The 20319-nt window shown below is 29.1% G+C and carries 17 protein-coding genes; 5 read left to right on the plus strand and 12 right to left on the minus strand.

Annotated features, from left to right (window positions below):
• Positions 1-20 precede the first annotated feature (20 nt).
• The 4 genes from FBF10_RS02535 to FBF10_RS02550 all read right to left on the minus strand — a co-directional run bounded on the left by FBF10_RS02535 (position 21) and on the right by FBF10_RS02550 (position 4992).
• Positions 21-833 (minus strand): flagellar hook-basal body protein, encoded by an 813-nt coding sequence (locus FBF10_RS02535; RefSeq protein ID WP_002888171.1) that lies wholly within the window; start codon positions 831-833, stop codon positions 21-23.
• 155 nt (positions 834-988) lie between these two features.
• Positions 989-2101, minus strand: a complete 1113-nt coding sequence (gene ftsZ, locus FBF10_RS02540) for a cell division protein FtsZ (RefSeq protein ID WP_002852071.1) — start codon at positions 2099-2101, stop codon at positions 989-991.
• Between the two features lie 15 nt (positions 2102-2116).
• A complete protein-coding gene (ftsA, locus tag FBF10_RS02545) occupies positions 2117-3505 on the minus strand; it encodes a cell division protein FtsA (RefSeq protein WP_002859607.1) in 1389 nt (462 codons plus the stop codon).
• The gene (locus tag FBF10_RS02550; protein WP_002888172.1) at positions 3502-4992 is read right to left on the minus strand and encodes a peptidylprolyl isomerase; all 1491 of its coding nucleotides are present in this window, start codon (positions 4990-4992) and stop codon (positions 3502-3504) included. Before FBF10_RS02550 ends, ftsA begins: the two co-directional genes overlap by 4 nt.
• Before the next feature lie 159 nt (positions 4993-5151).
• On the opposite strand from FBF10_RS02550, the gene rsmH reads away from it, so the two are divergent.
• Together rsmH and FBF10_RS02560 are read left to right on the plus strand one after the other, a co-directional pair.
• Positions 5152-6090, plus strand: coding sequence for a 16S rRNA (cytosine(1402)-N(4))-methyltransferase RsmH (rsmH, locus tag FBF10_RS02555; RefSeq protein ID WP_002859605.1), 939 nt, complete (start codon positions 5152-5154; stop codon positions 6088-6090).
• Complete coding sequence (locus FBF10_RS02560) at positions 6090-7028, plus strand: hypothetical protein (RefSeq protein WP_002888173.1); 939 nt, start codon at positions 6090-6092, stop codon at positions 7026-7028. Before rsmH ends, FBF10_RS02560 begins: the two co-directional genes overlap by 1 nt.
• Here the strand turns inward: FBF10_RS02560 and FBF10_RS02565 are convergent.
• Entirely contained in the window at positions 7016-7507 is a 492-nt protein-coding gene (locus FBF10_RS02565; RefSeq protein ID WP_002888175.1) for a hypothetical protein, read from the minus strand. The genes FBF10_RS02560 and FBF10_RS02565 overlap by 13 nt on opposite strands.
• A gap of 149 nt (positions 7508-7656) precedes the next feature.
• On the opposite strand from FBF10_RS02565, the gene FBF10_RS02570 reads away from it, so the two are divergent.
• Entirely contained in the window at positions 7657-11409 is a 3753-nt protein-coding gene (locus FBF10_RS02570) for an Eco57I restriction-modification methylase domain-containing protein (protein ID WP_044278535.1), read from the plus strand.
• A 27-nt stretch (positions 11410-11436) separates the two neighbouring features.
• On the opposite strand, the gene FBF10_RS02575 is transcribed toward FBF10_RS02570, so the two are convergent.
• Together FBF10_RS02575 and pta are read right to left on the minus strand one after the other, a co-directional pair.
• A complete protein-coding gene (locus FBF10_RS02575; protein ID WP_002888177.1) occupies positions 11437-12627 on the minus strand; it encodes an acetate kinase in 1191 nt (396 codons plus the stop codon).
• Between the two features lie 13 nt (positions 12628-12640).
• Complete coding sequence (gene pta / locus FBF10_RS02580; RefSeq protein ID WP_079263715.1) at positions 12641-14146, minus strand: phosphate acetyltransferase; 1506 nt, start codon at positions 14144-14146, stop codon at positions 12641-12643.
• Between the two features lie 89 nt (positions 14147-14235).
• Between pta and flgH the strand changes: the two genes are divergently transcribed.
• On the plus strand, positions 14236-14934 hold the full coding sequence (gene flgH / locus FBF10_RS02585; RefSeq protein ID WP_002864738.1) for a flagellar basal body L-ring protein FlgH: 699 nt from the start codon (positions 14236-14238) through the stop codon (positions 14932-14934).
• 29 nt (positions 14935-14963) lie between these two features.
• On the opposite strand, the gene ispG is transcribed toward flgH, so the two are convergent.
• The gene (ispG, locus tag FBF10_RS02590) at positions 14964-16037 is read right to left on the minus strand and encodes a flavodoxin-dependent (E)-4-hydroxy-3-methylbut-2-enyl-diphosphate synthase (RefSeq protein WP_002854766.1); all 1074 of its coding nucleotides are present in this window, start codon (positions 16035-16037) and stop codon (positions 14964-14966) included.
• Between the two features lie 145 nt (positions 16038-16182).
• Here ispG and FBF10_RS02595 point away from each other — a divergent pair, with 145 nt between their 5' ends.
• Positions 16183-17577 carry a DUF2972 domain-containing protein gene (locus tag FBF10_RS02595; protein ID WP_002888181.1) on the plus strand — a complete coding sequence of 465 codons (1395 nt, stop codon included), beginning with the start codon at positions 16183-16185 and terminating at the stop codon, positions 17575-17577.
• 9 nt (positions 17578-17586) lie between these two features.
• Here the strand turns inward: FBF10_RS02595 and FBF10_RS02600 are convergent, their stop codons facing one another.
• The 4 genes from FBF10_RS02600 to FBF10_RS02615 are packed head-to-tail and all read right to left on the minus strand — an operon-like array spanning position 17587 to position 20318.
• Positions 17587-19440, minus strand: coding sequence for a primosomal protein N' (locus tag FBF10_RS02600; protein WP_002888182.1), 1854 nt, complete (start codon positions 19438-19440; stop codon positions 17587-17589).
• Positions 19422-19859, minus strand: a complete 438-nt coding sequence (locus FBF10_RS02605; protein ID WP_002852324.1) for a prepilin-type N-terminal cleavage/methylation domain-containing protein — start codon at positions 19857-19859, stop codon at positions 19422-19424. The genes FBF10_RS02600 and FBF10_RS02605 overlap by 19 nt, the downstream gene beginning before the upstream one ends.
• The gene (locus FBF10_RS02610; protein WP_002854947.1) at positions 19856-20098 is read right to left on the minus strand and encodes a hypothetical protein; all 243 of its coding nucleotides are present in this window, start codon (positions 20096-20098) and stop codon (positions 19856-19858) included. The genes FBF10_RS02605 and FBF10_RS02610 overlap by 4 nt, the downstream gene beginning before the upstream one ends.
• Positions 20088-20318: a hypothetical protein gene (locus tag FBF10_RS02615; RefSeq protein ID WP_002852327.1), complete on the minus strand. Its 231-nt coding sequence runs from the start codon at positions 20316-20318 to the stop codon at positions 20088-20090. The genes FBF10_RS02610 and FBF10_RS02615 overlap by 11 nt, the downstream gene beginning before the upstream one ends.
• Between the last annotated feature and the right edge of the window lies 1 nt (position 20319).

A 20319-nucleotide genomic window follows, 5' to 3' on the forward strand; every position in this document is an offset into this window, starting at 1 on the left:
CTTTTTTATTTTATTTTAAATTATTTAACAGCTGCAAGCTTATTGATAGCTTCTTGATTTAAGTCATCCATATGAGCTGTCATAACTTTTTGATACATTTCTACCATTCTGTTTGCTTCAATCAGTCCTACCATTTCAGTAACTGGATTAACATTTGATCCCTGAGAAAAACCTTGGCGAATAGCATTGGAGTTTTTCAAATCTCTAATACGGGTTAGATCATCTATTTTATAGACATTATCCCCATCTTTTTGCAAAGCTCTTATATCATCTACTTGTGCTACAAATAATCTTGCATTTTGAGCTCCATCAACTTCAATGCTTCCGTTTTTATCAACGCTAATTTGAACAGCACCATTAGGAATGCGTATGCCAGCATTCTGAGGATTATTAAAATAATCACTACTTAATACCTTGTATCCTTGCTTATTTACCAAATAACCCTCATCATCAAGTTGAAAATTTCCATCTTTGGTTAATCTTACTTCTCCATCTTTGGTCTGAACCAAATAAAAAGCATCTTCTCTAGTCATTGCCAAATCCAAAGGATTGTTTGTGGTCTTTAAAGAACCTAGGCTAAAATCCGTATATTCTTGAGAAACTTGTGGGATTCCATCTATTGTAGTATTTACAAAACGAGATGCATCTCTTGTGTGATTTTCTATAGGCAACTCATCCTGAGTTTCTTTAAAAATCCTTTTAAAATCTGCAATAACCACATCATCTCTTTTATATCCACTTGTATTGATATTGGCAAGATTATTAGTAATCACATCAAGTTTATTAAACTGAGTTACCATTCCGCCAGTTGCTTGATAATATCCATTTTGCATATTTTCACCTATAAAATTAAGATTTTATAGCTATAAAAGCAAAGAGTGTTCCAACTTTTAAAAACAAAGAAAAATAAATATTTGAAAGATTATTGGGAGAGAATTTTAAACTATAAAAAGCAAGATTTGACTCAATCTTGCTTTAAAAATCAATTTTAATCCATTTGACGACGCAAGAAAGTTGGTGTTTCAATTTGCGCCATTATCTCTTCATCGTAACCACCGCTTACCTTTTTAAGACTTAAATAAGGATTTTTCTTAGAAGCTTGAGCTTCTTCGGTAGATTTTTTAGCTACTGTATCTTTATCTTCAAACCCTGTCGCAATAATAGTTACTTCAACTCTATCTTCCATGCTATCATCTGTAGTAGAACCAAAAATAATCTTAGCATTTTCATCAACAATTTCTTGTATACTATTTGCTGCTGCCGAAATTTCAAACAAAGAGCAATTAGAACTTGTTTTAAAATGTAAAATAACTCCCTTGGCACCTTTAATATCCATTCCATCAAGCAAAGGAGATTCTATAGCGTTTGAAAGAGCCTCTTCTATAGCATTTTCACCGCTAGCACTACCAACACCCATAAGCGCGAGTCCGCGATGACTCATGATGGTTCTTACATCCGCAAAGTCAACATTAATATCTCCATTATCAAGTAAGATAGACACCATACCTTTTACAGCACGAGCTAAAATATCATCAACCAATCTAAAAGCATCTTTAATGCCTGCTTTTTTATCAATAATGCTCAATAATTTTTCATTTTGAATTACAAGAATAGAATCACTTTCTTTTTTAAGCTCAAGGAGACCGCTTTCAGCAAGTTTTTTTCTTTGTTTTCCTTCGAATGCAAAAGGCATAGTTACAACAGAAACAGTTAAAGCTCCAATCTCTTTAGCTGCTTGTGCAATAACTGGAGTGGCACCCGTTCCAGTACCTCCACCAAAACCTGAAGCAATAAATACAATATCACTTTGACTAAGACTTGCTTTTATTTCTTCAAAACTTTCTCTAGCACTTTCTGCACCTACTTCAGGAAGCATACCAGCGCCCAAACCTTTAGTTTTTTTCTCGCCAAGTTGAATTTTAGTTTTTGCTAATGAAATTGAAATAGCTTGTGCATCAGTATTCGCTGCAATTAAATCAAGATCATTTAATCCCATTTTAACCATATGGTTAATCATATTACCGCCACCGCCACCGCAGCCTATAACCTTAATTTTTGCACCTTTATTATGTTGCATTTCTTCTACTAAAAATTCACTCATAAAAATTTCTCCTTGTTAAAATTGATTCATAATTTTATGCCAGATATTTGAAAAAACACTAGGTTTTTTTTCTTTTGGCTCTTTAAAATCTAATTGTTCTTGTATTGCAATTGTATCATTTTCTTGCAAATTTTCATCAAAAAAATCAGATTTTATTTCACTTTCTGTATCTTTTTGCAAAACAATATCTTGTTTAATTTGACGATTAAAATTTTCAATTTCCCCTTTATATCTTAATTTCTCATTAGAATCAAGTTCATAAGGCGTAAAATATCCCGCTCCATATAAACAAAGTCCTATAGCACAAGTATTTTCAGGATCATTAAAAATTTCACTAAAACCAGTAATCAAATCTTTTCTTGCAGTAGCCAGTCTAACTGAGCGATTATCAAATGTTGCAGGAGCTAGCTCATCAATACCTGCTAACTTAGTCATTCCACCTGTTAAAACAACTCCGCCACCTATAGCATTGGCATAACGATTATCACTTAAGATTTTTGCCAAAATCATCAAAGTTTCTTCCGCTCTTGCATAAATTACGTTTGAAATAATATCCAAAGAAACTTCATTAACTTTTCTTTCATCACCCATTGAAGGAATTTGTATAAGGGTATTAGGCTGTTGTGAAAGAGCTGCATAATTAAGCTTGATTTTTTCTGCTTCTTTTAAAGGTGTATGCAATGCCATTGATAAATCTTGGGTGATATTAATCGAGCCAATTTGCAAACAATCATTATATCTAATTGAATTTCCAGTATGAACAACCATATCGCAAATCGCTCCACCCATATCAATCAAAACAGCACCTAATTCCTTTTCGCTATCATCTAAACAAGCTATAGCTGAAGCATATCCTGAAAGAACTATATTATCCACTCTTAAATCAGCTAATTCAACTGCTTTCTTAAGATTTTTAATATGAGATTCTTGTGAAATCACTATATGGGTTGAAACTTCTAAACGATTACCACTCATTCCCAAAGGATCATCAACATGTTCAAGATCATTAACCTTAAAATTATAAGGCAAAACATGGATAATTTCATAACCACTTGGTAGATTGGCAGTATGCTTAGCTGTACTTACAGCACGATGAATTTCTTTAATGCCTATTTCATGATTTGGAATATTAACAACACCTATGCTATCAACGCTTTTAGTATAAGCACCTGATATAGACACCACAACCCTATCATAATGAACTCCGCTCATCATCTCAGCACTTCTAACAGCCTCTTCAATAGATTTAGAAGCAAGCTCTATATTGGTAATGGCACCTTTTTTAACCCCGTTGGTTTTCGACTTGGAAAAACCAATAATTTTTAATCCATCTTCATCTTTTTGAGCAATAATGGCACAAGTCTGGGTTGAGCCTAAGTCAATTCCTAATATATTCAAAATCAATTCCCTTTATAATAAATTTTTATCGGATATATCTTTTTAAGTTCATCAACAAGTTCTTGCTTAAGCTCATTTGCTTTTAAATTTTGCAAATTTTGTTCAAGCATAGTTTTGTATTGTTCAAATTTATCGGAGTTCATATCTAATTTTTGTTTATTTATTTTATATAATATTGCTTTATTGTCATTAATGACCACATAAGAACTATTTTGATCAGTATTAAATACATTCATTAAAAAATAAGCAAATTCAGAATCGTTTAATATTTTATCGCTAACCTTTACACTCTCGCGAGAACTATCTCGACTTACAAAGCCTATATCATCGCCTTTAAAATTTACTAAACTATTTTTAGCTTTTTCTTCTAAATTTTTTCTAGTTTGTTCGCTTAAATACATAGGCAAAACTTCTTCTCTAGCTTCTTCAAAAGTTTTATTTCTTATAGGATCTACTTTATTTAGTTTAACTATGATATATCCGTTATTATAAGGTGCTGGCCGTAAAACATCTCCATTTTTAGCTTTATTCAAAAGATCAATTGGATAATAAACATCAGATTCACTAATATTTTGATCTTTTTGAAAATTATCTTTCCCATTTTTTAAATCTAAAAATTTAGCATTAGCCACATTCTTTAGTTGCATTAAGGCGTAATCTTTAGCAACTTCATTTTTAGCAGACTGAAAATCCATCACTTTACCTGCAAAATCTTTATATTTTAGTTTATTTTCATCTTGATTATAAAATTTTTCTAATTCTTTGTCGTCAATTTTCTCATTGCTAACTGGCAAAAAATAAGTTGAAATTTCATATATTTTTTTAGTTTTATAATCTTCTTTATGTTCATTCCAAAGCTTTTTTAAATCCTCTTCGTTAATCTTAATATTTTTTTTGTCATAATCAATTTTTGCAATACTTAAAGCATCTTGCATAAAATAACTAGAAGCTAACATTTTTAATTCCTCATCTTTGCTAGGAATATTAAAAATTTGATTAAGTTTATCGGCAATTACTTCATTTGCAAGTTGTGTTTCATAATCTTTTGGAGTTAAATTATTGGCATTTAAAAGTTCATAATAAATTGTTTTGTTAAAATCCCCTGTAGGATCTTGAAATTCTCTAGTATTTGCAAGTTTTTGTAAAATTTCATTCTCGTTTACGCCAATACCCAAATCTTTGGCAAAATTTAACAAAAGCTTATCTTCAACAAGAGAGCTTAAAGCCATATTTTTAATGCCTAGTTGCTCAGCATTTTCTGGAGTTAAAGCACCATTGCTAATTTGATTATAATAACTTAAAATTTGTCTATATCTAGTATCAAATTCACTAAAACCTATCTTTTCATTTCCTACAGTTGCAACACTCGAACTTCTATTGAGATTAAAATCATAAGCACCCCAACCTAAAAAGCCAGCGCCAACAAAAGCTATAGTACTAACCCATATAGTAACAACAAGATATTTTTTGTGATGTTGCATCCAAGTAAGCATATCATTCCTTGATTAAATTTAAACTAGATATTGTATCGTAGAAGTGTTTAAGTGGAGTTTAATTATAAAATTTTTACCAAAAAATATTTGTTCTTTAAATTTTATGATTTTTACAATGAAATTTAGTTATAATTGTAGTTTATAAAAATTTATTTAGGATTGATTTTGGAAATTCCTCATATCCCAGTTTTGCTTAATGAAGTTCAAGAGATTTTTAAAAATCTTAAAACAGGTTATTTTTTAGACTGCACTTTAGGATTTGGCGGACATAGTGAAGCTTTGCTTAAAAATCATCCTGATCTTAAATTCATTGCTTGTGATCAAGATCAACAAGCTTTAGAATTTTCTAAAAAACGTCTTAAAGATTTTCGCAATAGGATAACTTTTATGCAAAGTAATTTTAGTGAAGTTTTAGAAAAAATTTCACATAAAGAAGAATTAAGAGGTATTTTAGCAGACATTGGAGTTTCTTCATTTCAGCTTGATAATAACGAAAGAGGTTTTAGTGTAAATTCTGACTTTTTGGATATGAGAATGAATCAAAACTCCAAAATATCGGCTTATGAGATTATTAATACTTATACAAAAGAGCAATTAACTTCCATTTTTAAAGATTATGGAGAATTACATGATGCACATTTTATTGCTGAAAAAATTTGCCTAGAAAGAAGTAAAAATCCAATCAAAAGTGCCAAAGAGCTTTATCAAATCATAGGAAAAGGTAAACAAAATCATAGAAAAATTTCCAAAGCTACTTTAGCATTTCAAGCCATTAGAATAGAAGTAAATCAAGAACTTAAAGTGCTTAAAGATTTTCTTGAACATTTAGAAAATTTAAAACCAAAAAATTGCATTTTAGCTATCATTAGCTTTCATTCTTTAGAAGATAGAATAGTAAAACAATTTTTCAAAAAATGGTCAAAAAACTGCATTTGCAATGAAAAAATAATGCGTTGCGAATGTGGAAATAACCATAGCCTAGGACAAATAATAACTAAAAAAGCTATAAGTGCGAGCAAGGAAGAACTTTTAAAAAATTCTCGCTCTAGTTGTGCTAAAATGCGGGCTTTTTATTTTAATAATTTGGATAATAAATAATGCTAGAAGATGATTTTATAAAAGAACGCCAAAACATACGCCAAAAAATGCTGAAATTTTCTCGCGCCATAAATCAAGGCAAACCGCTTGATGATGATTTAAGAGATGAAATTTCTAGCGATGATATTTTAAGACGTCGTTTTAAAAAAAAGACTCCTAATAAATTCTTAGAAGAACTCGATGAAGAGTATGAGTCAAAACATACTAAAAAATCAAATATATATTTAAAAGAAGATCTAATCAATGTTAAATTAGAAGAAAAGCAATCTCTTGCTAAAAAAATTTTTTCCAAAATGAAAGAAAGAAGAAAAGAAGAAAATAAAAAAACTAAAAAAAATTTTTTATTTAGCAGAAAAAAAGCAAACGAAATAAAAAATATCCAAACCAAAACACAAATTCAAACAAAAAGCAATCAAACTACCACTCAAACAAAACAAGAAAAAAAGGAACTTACAAATTCTATAGAAAAAATTCAAAAAACAGAAACTAAAATACAAAAACCTCTAATTATAGAAAAAAAACTAGATGTTAAAAATCAACCTAATATCAAGAAAAGTTTAGAAAATTTACAAAAAAAAATAACACCACAAGAAAATAAACAAGAACTTCCAAAACCATCTAATCAAGCTCAAGAAAAACAACAAAATGATGAAGATGCTCAAAAGGCAAAAAATATTTTACTAGAAGGCTTCTCTAATGCTACCAAAGAAGATAGAAACCTAAACTTCAATCATCTTCTTTTTGCAGCTTTACTTGTTAGTTTTGCATTATTTTTATTTGCCCCACAAATTTATATTAGAAATCAAATTTATTATCTTAGTAGAGAGATTGCTACATTAAGAACAGAAGAAAGTGTTTTAAACGAGGAAAATAAAGACTTAAAAAGAAGACTTGAAAATATGCGATTCCAAAATCAAATTTTAGATTATTTAGAATGAATAATCTTATCTAAAACATACTGCTCTAAATTTGCTTTTGGAATTTCTTCTTTTAAAGCTTCTTTATAAAATTCACCCGCCATTGTAGAGTACTTTTCATAAGCAAAATAAGGAAAGTGTAAAACCCAGGCTTTTTGTATTATTTTTTTTGAGATTATTTTGCGAGTATAAACTTTAAAAATATCATATCCTATAAATACACAAGCAGTAACCATAACAGCGCTCACTATGCTTATATGAAAGTCAAGCTTTGTTAAAAAATAATGAGTAATCAAAAGCAATGGCAATAAAATCACAGCGCAAAAAACACCAAAATAAATATAAGAATTTAGAATTTTGAAATTAAAATTTAGCTTAGAAGGATCTACAAGCATTCCATCGTTAAAAAGTGCATTTGCCTCTAATAAATCTCTTATAAGAACAGGTTGCTCTGATACTTTAAATAAAAAACGAAGGCTAAATTCTTTAAATTTTTTCATAATCCACGCTTTATTTTTTAATTAAAATTTTATCCAAAGAAAATTAATTCCAACTAAAAAATCATTTTCATAAATAAGCACAAGTCTTTAAAGTTTTTTAGATATAATTTAAAATGTCAAATTTTTAAAAATACTTTAGAAAGAAAGCCATGAATTACTATCAAGAACTTAAAAAATACCTCAACAATAATCTTTTTACAAGCTATTCTTTAGAAATTGACTTTCCTAAGATTTATAATTTCAACGCAAATCAAAAAGCCTTTAGAGATATTTTAACTAAAATTACAAAAATTTACGACAAAAATAAATTTATAAAACAAAACGAACATCAATTTGAAGATGAATTTATATCAAAAGTATTAGAAATTTTAGGGTGGTGCTTTGTAAGACAAGATGAAAAAATCATACAAGGAAAATTGGAAAAACCTGATTTTCTACTTTTTAGCAATGACAAATTAAAATCAAAATACGAAAATTTAGACAAAGAAACAAAAAAATCAAGCAATGATTTCACAATCATTTTAGAGTCAAAAGCTTATAATATAGAAATAGACAATAAAAAAGTAAAAGACAACCCTCACTTTCAAATTCTAAGATATCTAGGCAATCTTAAGAAAAATTATGGTTTTTTAACCAATGGTAGATTTTGGCGTTTTTATGATAATTCTATACTGAATTCAAACAAAGTTTTTTACGAAATCAATCTAGAAAAAATCATTGAAGATCAAAATATTGAAGCTTTTGCGTATTTTTATAGTGTATTTAGCGCTTTTAATTTCACAGAAAAAGAAGATCATTTAGAAATAACTCTACAAAACAATAAACTTTCAAAAATCAAAATAGAAGATGATTTAAAATCTATCATTTACGGAACCAATGGAAATGAATCTTTATTTGAATTCATAGGCTCTAGAATTTACAATAAAACAAAGGCGGATTTAAAACTAATCTATGAAAATTCTTTATATTTTATCTTTAGGCTTTTATTTATTGCTTATTTTGAAGATAAATTTGAAATTATACTAGAAAAACATAAGTATTTTAAAAGTAAAATCAGTCTTAGAACCTTACTTGAAAATTTACAAGAAGATGAAAGCTCAAGTGGTGGCTTTGGAGAACTTGAAAATATTTTCAACATTTACAACAAAGGCAAAGGCAATTTTGACATGCCTGTTTTTAATGGCGGTTTGTTTGATGAGAGCAAAACCGCTCTTTTAAGCACGCCAAAAATCTTTAATGATAAAGATTTAAAATTCATTTTAAACCAATTATTAAATTTTAAAGATAAAAATCTAAGCTTTAAAAGAGATTACAAAACTTTAAGTGTAGAACATTTAGGCACGATTTATGAAGGCTTGCTTTCTTATTTTTTTGAAATAGCAAATGAAGATATTTACTATGTAAGCTATAAAGAAAAATCAAAAGAAATAGAATGTTATTTTGATAATTATGATTTTAAAATTTTAGAAAAATCAAAAAAAGTAGAAAAATACACCTTTTACAAAAAAGGACAAATTTATCTTAAAAATTCTAGTAATTCAAGAAAATCAACAGCAAGCTTTTATACACCTCAATCCATAGCTAATTTTTTAATCCAAAGTGCTTTAAAAGACAAACTAAACAATGAAAACATTTTGAAATTTAAAATACTAGACAATGCTTGCGGTAGCGGGCATTTTTTAGTTGGAATTTTAAATGCTATTACACACATTGTTTTATCAGATTTTGATCATTTTACAAATTTAAAAGAACTTTATGAAGAAGAAAAAGAAAATATTTTAAACTATATAAAAGATTTTGTGCAAGATTATGAGTTAGATGAAAGTGATGTTTTAAAACGACTTTTACTAAAACGCATTATTTATGGGGTGGATTTAAACCCTTTTAGCATAGAGCTTACTAAACTTAGCCTTTGGATAGATAGTTTTATCTTTGGAACCCCACTTTCTTTTATAGAACATCACATAAAATGCGGCAATGCTTTGGTAGGCTCAAGTATAATTGATTTTGAAAATTTAATAAAGCAAAATAAAGAAAATATTTTCACAAATTCCATTACTCAAGAATTTGAAATTTTACAAGAAGTATTTGAAAAGCTTGATAATCTACAAGATACCAACGAAGAACAAATCAAACAATCTAAACAAATCTATCAAAATGAAATCACACCAAAACTTGATAAGTTAAATTTATATCTAGACTATATCAACTCACTTCATTTTGCTAACAAAGAAGAATTACAAATTCTAAAAGCCCTAAGTCAAGATGATATACAAAATTTAAGCCAAAATGAACAAGCAAAAGCTATCATTAGTAAATATCAAAAAGAATTTAATTTCTTTAACTATGAGTTAGAATTTCCTGAAATCACAGAAAATCAAGTCTTTAAAGGCTTTGATATCATCATAGGTAATCCACCTTGGGATAAAACTAAATTTAGTGACGATGATTTCTTTCCGCAATATAAAAGCGATTATAGAAGCTTAATCGCTAGCAAGAAAAAAGAAATTCAAGACAATTTGCTAGCGAAAGATTATATAAAGCAAAATTATGAAAAACAAAAAGCATATATAAATAATTTAAGCGAGTATTATAAAAAAGTTTATCCTTTAAACAAAGGCAGTGGAGATGGAAATTTATTTCGTCTTTTTGTAGAAAAAAATCTTTCTCTTTTAAAACAAGATGGAAATTTAGCTTATGTACTTCCTAGTGCTTTGATGTTTGAAGATGGAAGCTTAACTTTAAGAAAAGAAATTTTAGAAAATAAAACTTTAGAATATTTTTATAGTTTTGAAAATAGACAAGCTATATTTGCTGATGTGGATTCAAGGTATAAATTTGCTCTTATGCTTATAAAAAATACACAAGCAAATCACACTCACAAAATCAAAACGATGTTTTATAAAACAGATATGAACTCATTAAAAAACAAAGATGAAATTTTAACTCTAAGTTTAAAAGATATCAAAAAGCTAAGCCCAACTCACCTAGCTTTAATGGAGTTAAAAGACAAGCAGGCTTTAAAAATTCTAAGAAAATGCTACAATGCTTTTCAAAACTTGTCTTTTGATTATATAGATTTTGTAAATGAACTTCATATGACAAATGATAAAGATTTGTTTATAGAAGAGTTTAGGGAAGGACTTTTACCCTTATATGAAGGTAAAATGATATATCAATTTAATGCAAATTTTAGCCAAGCTACTTATTTTTTAGAAAAGGCTAAATTTGATGAGCGTTTAAAAAGTAAAGAACTTTATAGAGCTAAAAAAGCTACTGGGAAAGAATTAAATCCTAAATTGATAAAATACGATAGAGAATTTTTTAGACTTGGATATAGAGCTGTTGCAAGTGACACTAACGAAAGAACTTTGATAGCTTCTTTATTGCCAAAAAATTGTGGTTTTGGACATAGTATGTTTGCAAATGCACCAAAACAATATATTGTAAAAGATGATGAAATTTGCATGGATATAGTGCCTTATGAAAAGATTTTATTTGTTTTAGCTTTGTTTAATTCTTTAGTGGTTGATTTTATCATAAGAAATATGGTACAAATCAATGTAAGCAAATCTTATTTAGAAAGAATTCCCCTGCCTCAACCAAGTGATGAAGAAATTCAAAACAATGAAATTTATAAAACCCTCGCTAAAAATGCTTTGCTTTTACAGCTTTACAATGATCAAAATCGTCATTTTGATGAGCTAAAACAAGAATTTAATATAAAAAATGAAGAAATTCCAAAAACTAAAAAAGCTTATGATATCTTAAGAGCAAAAAATGATTTATTGGTTAAAGAACTTTATGGTTTAAGTGATGATGAATTTTCTTACATGATAAGCACTTTTAAAGTTTTAAATGAAAAGCAAAGTGAATATATAACCTTGCTAAAAACTATATAAATGAAAGATTTATATAGTTTTTAAAATTTAATTTTTACCGATAAGTTCTTCTGTAATTCTAGCGATTTCTAATTCTTCATCTGTAGGAATAACAAGCACTTTAACTTTAGAATTTGCATGATTTATCATTCTTTCGCCCGAAATCCTTTGTTTGTTAAGTTCAAAATCTAACTCGATACCAAGATGAGCTAATCTCTCGCATACTTTTTGTCGAACCAAACTATCATTTTCTCCTATACCACCTGTAAAAATAATAGCATCGGTTTTTGGCAACACAGCAAAGTAGGATCCTATATATTTAACAAGACGATAACAAAACATATCAAGAGCCAAGCGTGCTTTATCATTACCTTGTTCTATCTCTCTTTCTATATCTCTAAAATCATTATAACCGCAAATTCCATATACTCCACTTTTTTTATTCATCAGTGTATCTATTTCTTCTATAGTTAAACCCTTAAGATGACTAATAAAAGGTAAAATAGCAGGGTCTAAATCTCCACAACGCGTTCCCATAATAAGTCCTTCAAGTGGAGTAAAGCCCATAGAAGTATCCATACTCTTACCTTTTTCTATAGCACATACACTTGCGCCATTTCCAAGATGAGCAGAGATGACATTTAATTCATTTTGATCTTTTTGAAGAAATTTTGCCGTTCTAGAACTAACATAAGCATGAGAAGTCCCATGAAAACCATATCTTCTAATATTATGCTTATCATAAAAATCATAAGGCAAAGCATACATATAAGCAAAATCAGGCATAGTGCGATGAAAAGCTGTATCAAAAATAGCTGCATTAGCAACACTAGGTGCAGCTTTGATCATTGTTTTTATACCTGCTAAATGCGCAGGATTATGCAAAGGAGCAAAAATACTAACCCTATCTATCTCTTTAAGAACATAATCATCCACTAAACAATGCTCGCTTAAATTTCTTCCCCCATGAACTATACGATGACCGCAGCCATCAAGCGCATTTAAATCTGCTAAAATTCCTGATTCTTTAAAAAGCTCATTAACTATACTAAGGCCTTCTTCGTGATTATTTATTGTTAATTCTCTTTCAAAACTTTCATTATTTAAAGTATTTTTTAATACAACCTTTGAATTTTGCTCTCCAATTTTTTCTACCAATCCACTGGCTTTAACGATTTTATTATCAAAAAATTTAAATTTAATCGATGAAGAACCTGAATTTAAAACTAAAATTTTCATTTATCATTCCTTTCTATTGAGCTTGTATTGCACTTAAAATTACAGTATCTACAATATCATCTACCAAACATCCACGACTTAAATCATTAACAGGTTTTTTAAGACCTTGCAAAATAGGACCGATTGCTAAAGCATTAGCAGTTCTTTGAACTGCTTTGTAACAAATATTTGCTGCGTTAAGATCAGGAAAAATATACACATTTGCATGACCTGCTATCTTAGAATTTGGCATTTTCTTTGCTGCAGTTTTTGGATCATAAGCGCAGTCAAACTGCATAGGACCATCTATATTCAACTCAGGATATTTTTCTTTAGCAATCTTTAATGCTTCTTTTACAAGATCTACGCTTTCTCCTTTACCGCTATCACCACTAGAATAAGAAAGCAAAGCTATTCTTGGTTCAAGTCCAAAAGATTTAGCAGTCATAGCACTTACATAAGCACTAGTTGCAAGCTGTTCGGCAGTTGGACTTGGATTTACAGCACAATCAGCAAAAGCTAAAACTTGATCTTCAAGCCCCATAAAGAAAATTCCTGAAACGGAACTAATACCTTCTTTGGTTTTAATAAGCTGTAATGCTGGGCGAATCGTTTCAGCTGTAGTAGTTGATGCTCCACTAACCATAGCATCAGCTTTTCCAGTATGTATAAGCAAAGTTCCAAAATAAGTTTTATCCTGAACTAGCATCTTAGCCTCTTCTAAACTCATGCCTTTAGATTTTCTTGCTTTATAAAGAATAGAAGTAAATTCTTGATTATATTCTGAATTAAGTGGATTCATAATTTGCATAGCACTTAAATCAAGACTTAATCTAGTAGCATCTTGTTTGATTTTTTCTTCATCGCCCAATAAAATAAGATCAACAACTTTACTTTTTAATAAAATTTCAGCAGCTTTTAAAATTCTCTCATCATTACTTTCTGGCAAAACAATGGTTTTTTTATTTTTTATACTTTGTTTGATTAATTCATATTTAAAACGATGAGGAGTTATAAAATCATATTCTTTAAGTTTTTGCACTTCTTCAAAATTAAAATTTTCATTAATCAAAACATAATTACGACCATCTAGAGCATGATCGAAATATTTTTGAGCTATAAGTTTATCTTCATCGTTAATAATAGCAGCGATAGGGGTATTAAGATTTTTAGCCAATTTTATACTAAGATCAAATCCATCAAGTATTCCAAATTCGCAAAAACTATTTACAAGCACAAAATCGTATTTGCGTTTTAACTCTTCGTATTCTTCTAAAATAACATTAAAAAAATTATGAGGATCTTTGCTAAATTCCTCCATTGCCTCTCTAAAGGTAAAACCATAAGCGCTTTTTACGGTTTGATTGATATTAAATTCTTCCAACCAACCCTGCAAAACAGGGACGCGATGTATGTATATCACAGGGCAATAAATTGCGATATTTTTGTAAATTTTGCTATAATTTTTAAGCAAATTTGTACTAATAATAGTATTTAACTCATCACTTCTAGATCTCATCAAATAAAGATTTGCCATCATTTTCTCCTTGAATTTATAAATGTGGAACACTCTTTGCTTTTTCTAATTTTAACAAAGAAAAATAAAAATTCATATTTTAAAGGACGAAAATGAAAAAAGTTTTATTTTATGTGTTACCGTTTGCATTTTTTGGTTGTTCTGCAACGGTTGATCCGCAAATTTCAATGAAACCACCTGCTTATGTAGAAGAACTTGCACCAAAACAAAGCAATAATGTAGAAAGTGCACCAGGATCGCTTTTTGGCAAAGGGGATAATCCTTTATTTTCAGATAAAAAAGCTATGAATGTAAATGATTTAGTTACAGTTGTTATACAAGAAAGTACCACTCAAAGCACACAAGCTAATAAAGCAACAAGTAGAACTAATACCTCAAATTTAGGCGGAGGTGCTTTAACAGGAAGTTCAGGAGTGGTAGCTAATGCTCTTAATAAAGTCAATGCTTATTCTAATATAGGCTTTCAAACCAATAGTTCAAACAACTACACAGGAACAGGCTCACAAAGTAGAAATGAAAGTTTCAATACTACAATTTCAACACGTGTAATTAAAATTTTATCAAATGGTAATTATTTTATCGAAGGTTCAAGAGAGCTTTTAATCAACGGAGAGAAGCAAATCATACAATTAAGCGGTGTTATTCGTCCTTATGACATCGGTCAAGACAATACTATAGATAGTAAATATATAGCAGATGCTAAAATTCTATATAAAACAGAAGGAGAAGTGGATAGAAGCACAAGAAAACCTTGGGGTAGTAAAGTTATAGAAGCGATATGGCCATTCTAAAAGCAAGGTTAAACCTTGCTTTTAGGCTTTTATTCTTTTACAGCCCTACTTTTAACCTCATCTTCAACTTCAGCTAAAAATCTATCTACAAGTTCACTTTCTTTTAATTTAGCTACAACTTCACCATGTCTTATGACAAGTCCTTGATTTTTCCCAAAGGCTATAGCCACATCAGCGCCCTTAGCTTCGCCTAAAGCATTTACCACACAACCCATGACACTGATGTTTAAAGGTTCTTTTATATGCTTGGTTTTTTCCTCTACGATTTTAATCGCACTTAACAAATCACTTTGAATCCTACCGCAAGTTGGACATGAAATAATATTTACTCCGCTTTTTTGTACTCCGCTATCTTGCAAAATTGCTCTTGCTACACGAATTTCTTCTTCAAGCTCACCCGTCATAGAAACACGCATAGTATCGCCTATACCTTTAAGAAGTAAATTTCCTAAAGCTATAGAACTTTTTACAGTGCTATGAAATTTAGTTCCTGCTTCAGTTACCCCTAAGTGAAAAGGATAATCACAAAGCGGTCTTAATCTCTCATAAGCTTCTATAGTTTTTTGAGCATCTGAAGTCTTCATGGAAATTTTAATATCAAAAAAGTCTAAATCCTCTAAAAGCTTGATATTATACATCGCACTTTCTAGCATGGCATCGACACCATAACCAAATTTATCACTAAATTGTTTTTCTATGGAGCCGTGATTTACACCGATGCGTATAGGGATACCCCGTTCTTTACATGCTTTTACCACTTCTTTAATATTTTCTTTAGAGCCTATATTGCCAGGATTTATACGCACGCCATCGATAAATTCAGCACAATATACAGCCAAATTATGATTAAAATGAATATCTACGATTAAAGGTAGAGGACTTTTAGCTTTAATCTCTTTTAAAGCCCTTGCATCAGCCATATCCAAGCACGCCAAACGCACTATGTTTGCTCCTGCAAAATAAAGACGATTGATTTGTTCTAAAGAACCTTCTATATCTCTTGTTTTAGTAAAAAGCATAGATTGAACTGAAATGGGTGCATCACCGCCTATTAAAACATTTCCTACTTTGATTTGTCTGGTTTTAAATCTTTTATACTCCATAACTTCACTCTTTGAAAAATTTTAATATCAAATTTTAACTTTTTATTGCTTTAATTAAAGTTTATTTTTGATAATATATTTAAATTTCATGACATTTAAATATTTATGAATTATATATAAATTAAATACAATTAAAAGAGGTTATATGCAAAATCTTTTACTCTATATAAAAAATAACCTAACTCCAACCCTAGCTCAAATTCTTTTACAAGCTTTAAAAAATTCGAATAATGAAAAATTTTTTACCTTTGTTTTGGAAAATATTGAAACAATTTGTACTTGGCTCAATTCTAACGAATTTAGGGATAGATATTTATCAACAAAACATCCTTATCCACCTTTAATCAATCCTAATTTTATAGAAATAGATTCTAGTCGACATTGCGCAGAATTAGCTTGGGATTTAAATTTACCCCTACCTAAACACTATAAATTTATCTATATTTCTCCACATGGCGTTGGAGCAGCAGCATTTTTAAGATACCTTAATCAATGTTGCGATGTAACTTGTTTTGCCTCCTGGGTTTTACCACCTGATAGCAAAGAGAGATATTGTATTAATTACATGTGTCTAAATGATAATACAATTGCTCAATATGCTATTAATATATCAGAAATTAATCTACCTTATTTTGATAAATATCTATCTTTATTAGATTTTAATTCTAAGATTATTTGCGGAGTTCGAGATCCAATAGGACTTTTAAAGCATAGCTGGGGAAGAGATTGGAGTAAAGTTTTAAGAAACTATCCCCCTGAATTTAATCTAACTTATGATTGGCGTTATTACATCAACTATCTTACTCATCAAAATCATAAAATTAAAATCGATATAAATGAACTACAACAAGGAGTTTTTATCATCTCTTATTTATTAAAATATTTTAACAAAGACAATGTATACTATCTTGATATGGAAGAAATCCGCCAATCAAAGGCCTTCGATACCATGAATTTACTTGCTATAAATTTTAATTTTACCCCCCCCCATAAAGATAAATTAGATTTATTTAAAATTAAAGAATTTAGAGGTTATATTCGCTATCTTTTTCCTATTACACTTTATGCAAATTCTAAAGATATTAATAACACCTTTTATCTCAATACTCCTAAAAATAATAAAAATTTCAATATTGATAGAACTTCTAGCATTCCCATAATTTTAGACAGAAAACATATCAATCATGAAAAAATAGACATAATACAAGAAATTATAAAAAACGACCTATGTAATGATATGGGTGTATATATTGATAAAAATGATTTTAAGCAATTAGAACAAAACAATCTTTTATTTTCAACAATTAAACATTATTTGTATGATTTTTTATATCAAATTAAAATAACCATAGATGAAACAGAATCAAAAATGATGAAAGAAAAAGATGTAATAGATTATTTTATAAAAAATAAATCACTTATTTACACTTTTTTTAATATATTTGAAAATGAACTAAATCATTTAAAACAAACACATCCTCATATTATTGATTCTTGGAAATATTATAAAGAATTTGAAAAAATATACAAAGATAAATAATCATATCACTTACACAAAATCAATAGGATCAATATCCGCACTTGCATTTTTAAATTGCAAAATATAATTTTCAATTGCCACTAAAGCTTTATGATTTTCACTTCTAAGCAACAAATAAAAACGATATTTTCCATACAGCATTTCAACTCCACAAATTCCATAGCCTACCAATTCTACCTGTTTGATATTTCTAAATTGAGAAGCAAATTTTTCACAAAGTTTTTGTGCACTTTTTTGATCTTTATCTTCTATAAGAACTCTTAAAAGGCGTTTAAATGGGGGGTAAAGATCTTTTCTATTTTCTAACTCATCTTTTAAAAAAGCATCATAATTCTCTATATACCTTTCAAAAAAAGCTCTATTTTTTGTTTGCAAAAGTACTCTTGCTTCGCCTTTACGCCCTGCCCTGCCTGCAACTTGCATAGCTAAAGCTAAAGTTTCTTCACTCGCTCTAAAACTAGGACGCAACAAATATTCATCAAGCCCTAAAATCACACTCAAATCCACACTATGATAATCATGTCCTTTAGCAAGCATAGAAGTGCCAATAAGTATATCGATCTTATTTTCATTAAAGTCTTTTAAAATAATATTAAGCTTTTTAACGCTTGTGATTTCATCGCTATCAAATTTTGCTATTTTTGCTAAAGGCAAAGCATTTTGCAAAAGCTCTAAAAGTTCAGCAGTCCCCATTTTTCTAGCTTCTAACATTTCTCCTTTGCAACTTGGACAATTTTGCTCTATTAAAGAAGTATAATTACAATAATGACATTTTAAAACATTTTTCTTTTTATGCATACTCATAGCAATAGAACAAAAAGGACATTTTATCGTTTCCCCACAATCCTTGCAAATGATTTGCCTAAAATTAGCCCTTGTAGGTAAAAACACTATAGCTTGTTTTTGATGTTTTAAACTTTTTTCTAATTCACTTAAAAGCATAGGCGTTATACCAAGCTCATTTTCATCATATAAAAAATGCTTTTTACTCTCAAAAAAAGTTCCTTTTAGTCTAAAACTTTTTTGTTTGTAAAAACTCGTTAAAGATGGGGTTGCAGAACCTAAAACCACTTTAATATTATTTTTTTGACCCAAAAAAAGTGCTAAATCTCTCGCATTAATAAAAGGCTGATTAGAAGCCTTATAAGAATTATCATGTTCTTCATCTACTACAATAAGTCCTAAATTTCTAAAGGGTAAAAACAAAGCCGATCTTGCACCCGCTACTAAAAGCACTTCTCCCTTGCAAAAACGCTCTAAATATTCTTGCTTTTTTTTCTTTGAAATTTTAGAATGCCACAGGAAAAAATTATCCTTAAAATACACTTCTAAACGCTTTTGCATTTGTGGAGTAAGTGCGATTTCTGGCATTAAAAGCAAAGCTTGCTTACCCTGTTCTAAACACTCTTTTATCAAAGAAATATAAATTTCAGTCTTGCCACTACCCGTATCAGCAAAAAGCAAGGAATTGTTTTCTTTTTGAAGAAAACTTAAGGCATTTTGTTGTTGATTGCTTAGCTTAGGGGTATCTTTAAAAAACATTTTTTGACATTTATACTTAGGACTAGCTTCAAAAAAACCCAAAACAAAACCAAGTTTTGAAGCATAATAATAAACAATAAAATTTACCAATTCAAACTGCAAAGGAGTTAGAAAATACTCTGTAATTTCTTTAATTTCTACGGTTTTAAAATCGGGTTTTTGACATTCTTTAAGTACGATAGCTTTAAGGTTTTTTTTAGTTTTTAAATCCACTAATACTTGTGTTAAAGGTTTGATTTCATCAAAACTATGAAAAGTTAAATTATCCAAATACAAACCACAAATTGCAAGTTCATAATATCTTATATCAGATCTTTGCATCTAGAACTTCCTATACACTTTAACAAACCTTCTTTAGAATCATAAATAAATTCAACCATCTCTTTGGCGTTTAATGCAAATCTATAGTGATTTTTACCTATTTTTATCCAAGATTTAAAATCAGAATAAATAGGTGTATCAAGCAAAGAATAATCACAATCATTTAAACAATAAAAGAGTTTTTCTTTGGCTTGATTGTTTTGCGCATTATCTAAAATTTCTGGAAAATTTAAATTTTTAAGTCTCATTTGACTACGCATTAAAGCAAGAGCTGAGCTTAGCATTTCATAGTCCATTTTTAATTTTAAAATTTTAACCTCATCTTTTGTAGTATTGATAAAAGATAAAGATAAGCTTGACAAAATTCCCAAAATCAAAATCACAAAAACAAGCTCAAGCAGAGTAAAAGCTTTATTCATTTTGTCGGGAGTTCTTCATTGATTGCTTTTATTAGTTTCTTAAGTTCTCTTTCTAGAATATAATTTTCATAACTTTTTTTAACAAACGCATCTACAAAGCGTTTAAGTTCTATTTTTTTAGTACCCCCTGAAATCAAAGCGATATCATCTTCTAAAAAATTTGCAAATTCTTCACTGCACTTAACAATGAAATCTTTTGCATTAACATTAACAATGACTTGTTTTAGATTATCTGCCAAGAACAGCCTCTATTTTCTTATAAATATCTTCGCTTTCTATATTGCGAGATTTAAGTTCTTCTTCTAAACGCATGATTTGATTGCTTTTTGCTTCATTTTGTGCTTTAACGCTTACAAGCTCATTTCTTAAAGCCTCATTGGCTTCGCAAACTTCGTTATATTTTTCAATGAGTTCATTTACTTTATCTGTCATAGTATTGATTATTTTTTCATCAAACATA

Source organism: Campylobacter sp. CFSAN093249 (assembly GCF_011067895.1).
GTDB classification, from domain to species: Bacteria; Campylobacterota; Campylobacteria; order Campylobacterales; family Campylobacteraceae; genus Campylobacter_D; species Campylobacter_D jejuni.

Excerpts from the sequence above, each read along its gene's own strand:
- FBF10_RS02535 (WP_002888171.1), bottom strand. The coding sequence starts at position 833 with ATGCAAAATGGATATTATCAAGCAACTGGCGGAATGGTAACTCAGTTT.
- ftsZ (WP_002852071.1), bottom strand. The coding sequence starts at position 2,101 with ATGAGTGAATTTTTAGTAGAAGAAATGCAACATAATAAAGGTGCAAAA.
- FBF10_RS02550 (WP_002888172.1), bottom strand. The coding sequence starts at position 4,992 with ATGCTTACTTGGATGCAACATCACAAAAAATATCTTGTTGTTACTATA.
- FBF10_RS02560 (WP_002888173.1), top strand. The coding sequence starts at position 6,090 with ATGCTAGAAGATGATTTTATAAAAGAACGCCAAAACATACGCCAAAAA.
- FBF10_RS02565 (WP_002888175.1), bottom strand. The coding sequence starts at position 7,507 with ATGAAAAAATTTAAAGAATTTAGCCTTCGTTTTTTATTTAAAGTATCA.
- FBF10_RS02570 (WP_044278535.1), top strand. The coding sequence starts at position 7,657 with ATGAATTACTATCAAGAACTTAAAAAATACCTCAACAATAATCTTTTT.
- FBF10_RS02575 (WP_002888177.1), bottom strand. The coding sequence starts at position 12,627 with ATGAAAATTTTAGTTTTAAATTCAGGTTCTTCATCGATTAAATTTAAA.
- pta (WP_079263715.1), bottom strand. The coding sequence starts at position 14,146 with ATGATGGCAAATCTTTATTTGATGAGATCTAGAAGTGATGAGTTAAAT.
- flgH (WP_002864738.1), top strand. The coding sequence starts at position 14,236 with ATGAAAAAAGTTTTATTTTATGTGTTACCGTTTGCATTTTTTGGTTGT.
- ispG (WP_002854766.1), bottom strand. The coding sequence starts at position 16,037 with ATGGAGTATAAAAGATTTAAAACCAGACAAATCAAAGTAGGAAATGTT.
- FBF10_RS02595 (WP_002888181.1), top strand. The coding sequence starts at position 16,183 with ATGCAAAATCTTTTACTCTATATAAAAAATAACCTAACTCCAACCCTA.
- FBF10_RS02600 (WP_002888182.1), bottom strand. The coding sequence starts at position 19,440 with ATGCAAAGATCTGATATAAGATATTATGAACTTGCAATTTGTGGTTTG.
- FBF10_RS02605 (WP_002852324.1), bottom strand. The coding sequence starts at position 19,859 with ATGAATAAAGCTTTTACTCTGCTTGAGCTTGTTTTTGTGATTTTGATT.
- FBF10_RS02615 (WP_002852327.1), bottom strand. The coding sequence starts at position 20,318 with ATGTTTGATGAAAAAATAATCAATACTATGACAGATAAAGTAAATGAA.